The organism is Mycobacterium sp. E2327, assembly GCF_001672675.1.
Classification (GTDB): Bacteria; Actinomycetota; Actinomycetes; order Mycobacteriales; family Mycobacteriaceae; genus Mycobacterium.
Window position 1 is genome coordinate 1 of the sequence record NZ_LZKE01000120.1, and the last position, 3,321, is coordinate 3,321.

Sequence of the window (3,321 nt, forward strand, 5' to 3'; positions counted from 1 at the left end):
GAGGTGTCGGCGGCGATCGCATCGCTCTTCGGGGCGCACGGTCAGCAGTACCAGGCGCTGAGCGCCCAGGCGGCGGCCTTCCACGAGCAATTCGTCGGGCTGATGAACGCCGGCGTGGCGCAGTACGCCGCCGCCGAGGCCGCCAATACCGGCCCGCTGCAGACCCTCGAGCAAGACATCCTCGCAGTGATCAACGAGCCAACCGAGATACTGCTGGGACGCCCGCTGATCGGCAATGGCGCCGACGGCATAACGAACGCCCAAGGCATCGGCAGCCCGGGTCAGGCCGGTGGGATCCTGTGGGGCAACGGCGGCAACGGCGGCAACAGCACCGCTCTCGGTGTGGCCGGCGGCGCCGGCGGGGCCGCCGGGCTGTTCGGGAACGGCGGCAACGGGGGCGGCGGCGGTCTAGCAGGCGGAAGCGGCGGGGCCGGCGGGACCGGCGGCCTCATCTACGGCGCCGGCGGCAACGGGGGGCTGGGCGGCGCCGGTTTGTTCGGGAACCCCGGCGTCGGCGGCGTCGGCGGGTCGGCCGGCCTGTTCGGTAACGGCGGGATTGGCGGCGTCGGCGGCGAAGGCCTGGGCAACGACGGCGCCGCCGGTGGTGCGGGCGGCAACGGTGGCTTGATCTACGGCAACGGCGGTGCCGGCGGGGCCGGCGGCCACGGAGGCAATAACAGCGGCGGCGGGGCCGGCGGCAATGGGGGGCACGGCGGCGTCCTCGCCGGCGGCGGCGGCGCCGGCGGCGCCGGCGGCGATACCTCCGTCGTGAACGGCATTTCTGGCGGCCACGGCGGCAACGGCGGCGCGGCCGGCTTGTTGTTCGGCGACGGCGGGTTCGGCGGCACCGGTGGGACCTCCTTGAATTCGGGCGACGGCGGCAACGGCGGACAGGCCGCCCTCTTCGGCAACGGCGGTGGCGGCGGCGCCGGTGGCGGCGGCGCCGGCCCGGGTAATGGCGGCAGCGGCGGCAACGCCCAGCTGGTCGGCAATGGGGGCAACGGCGGCAACGGCGGAATCGGCATCGTCCACGGCCACGGCGGCCCCGGCGGCACGGGCGGACTGTTGTTCGGCGCCCACGGGGCCGCCGGTACCAGCTAGGTCAGAACGGCCAGTTCGTTCGTGCTGCGGTGTGCGACGTCGCCCGCCCTGTTTCGGAAGCCCTCACCATCGTGCCCTCAATGCGCCGCCGCCGTGCCCGCAAGTATTGGATCGACGACAGCACCGCAACTTAGGTAGACGGCTACTCAGGCCACCGGACGGCCACTGCTCAACAATCGTGTTCGAGTCCCAACGACTCTGACCGGTTTGCTGGGAGGTGTGGCATGTCGTTTGTGGTCGCGGCGCCGAGCGCGATGGAGGTAGCGGCGACGGATTTGGCGGCTATCGGTTCGACGCTCAGCGCAGCCAACGCGGTCGCGACCGCCCCGACCACCACGGTGCTGGCTTCGGGCGCCGATGAGGTGTCAGTGGCCATCGCGGCGCTGTTGTCCGACTACGGCCAGGGCTATCAGGGTCTGAGCGCCCAGGCGGCGGCGTTTCATACCCAGTTCATGCAGGTCCTGCGCGGGGCGCAGGGCGCCTATGCGGTCGCCGAGGCGGCGAACGCGTCTCCGCTACAGACCCTGGAGGACGACGTCCTGGGTTTGATCAATGCGCCCACCAATCTGTTGTTGGGACGCCCGTTGATCGGTGACGGCACCAACGGCACGCCGGGTACCGGGCAGGCCGGCGGCCCGGGCGGAATCTTGTGGGGCAACGGGGGCAACGGTGGGTCGGGCGGGCTGGGGCACGACGGTGGTGCCGGCGGGCCGGCAGGCCTGTTCGGCCACGGCGGCACCGGCGGGGCCGGCGGGGCAGCCGCCGTCGCCGGCGCAACGGGCGGTAACGGCGGGGCGGGTGGCAGCGGCGGGTTGTTCAGCGGCGCCGGCGGGGCCGGTGGTGCCGGCGGGGCCGGTGGGGCCGGCGCTGCGGGCGTCGCCGCCGGGATGGGCGGGAACGGCGGTGCCGGCGGGTGGAACGTGGCGCTGGTGGGGGGCGTCGGCGGGACGGGCGGGCTCGGCGGACCGGGCGGTGCCGGCGAGGCCGGTGCGGCGGCCGGCGCGCCAGGTGCGACCGGGGATCCGGGCTTCACGGGTGGGTCCGGCGGGATGGGCGGGCCCGGCGGTGAAGACCTCGGGTTCCTGCTGGGCACCGCCGGCGCCGGCGGCACCGGCGGCATGGGTGGCCCGGGTGGCATCGGTGGGACCGGGGGAAGTGGCGTCGGCCATGGCATCGACGGCGGGGTCGGCGGAACCGGCGGAACCGGCGGTGCGCCCGGAGCCGGTGGCTTCGGCGGCCACGCAGGCATGCTTGGGGGCACCGCCGGTCACGCGGGTAACGCGGGCACGGGCGGGACCGGGGGCACGGGCGGCCACGGCGGAGCCGGCGATGTCGGTACGGACGCCGCTCCCGGCACGAACGTGGGGGGCACGGGTCACACCGGCGGGGCCGGTGGCACCGGTGGCACCGGCGGCAGCGCCTTCGCCGGTGGAACCAATGGCGCGGGCGGCACCGGCGGAATCGGTGGCGCGGGCGGCACCGGCGGGGCCGGCGGTTCGGGTGTGGGCCTGGGCGTGGACGGAGGCGCGGGCGGCACCGGCGGTGACGGCGGTAGCGCGGGCAACGGAGGGGCGCCCGGCAGCGGAAACGGAGCCGTCGGCAGCGCGGGCAGCGCCGGCACCGGCGGCGCCGGGGGGACTGGGGGCACCGGCGGCGACGGCGACGCCGGCACGGACGCCGGCCCGGGCATGACTACGGGTGGCACGGGCCGCGCGGGCGGCGCCGGCGGCGACGGCGGCCACGGCGGCTATGGCAGCAGTTTCGGCCCCGCCGGCGACGGCGGCCACGGCGGGGCCGGCGGCCGCGGCGGCAACGCCACCATCAGTGGTCAAACCGGCGGGACCGGTGGTGTCGGCGGGGATGGGGGCGGCGGCGGCGACTACGGCGTTGCCGCCGGGGATGGCGGCACCGGCGGCATCGGGGGCGACGGCGGCAACGCCGTCGCCGGCGCAACGAATGGCAGCGGCGGTCGAGGCGGCTTCGGCGGCAACGGGGGCTACGGCGTCGGCGGCCATGCCGATGGCGGCAGCAACAACGCAGGCAACGGCGGAACCGGCGGTGACGGCGGGAAAGGCGGCGACGGCGGTGCGGTCGGCACCGGTGGCAGCGGCGGCAACGCGGGCGGCGGCGGCCGAGGCGGCTACGGCGGCTACGGTGGCGACGGCGGCTGGACCACGGTCACCGGACACACCGCCGGCAACGGCGGCCAAGCGGGGCAAG

2 protein-coding genes are annotated in these 3,321 nt (G+C 76.3%); both read left to right on the forward strand.

Going from position 1 to position 3,321, the window contains the following annotated elements; genetic code table 11:
* On the forward strand, positions 1-1,101 hold a 1,101-nt coding region (locus A5712_RS32690), incomplete at its 5' end, for a PE family protein (RefSeq protein ID WP_156766567.1).
* A gap of 224 nt (positions 1,102-1,325) precedes the next feature.
* A partial coding sequence (locus A5712_RS14450) for a PE family protein (RefSeq protein ID WP_156766568.1) occupies positions 1,326-3,321 on the forward strand: 1,996 nt, incomplete at its 3' end.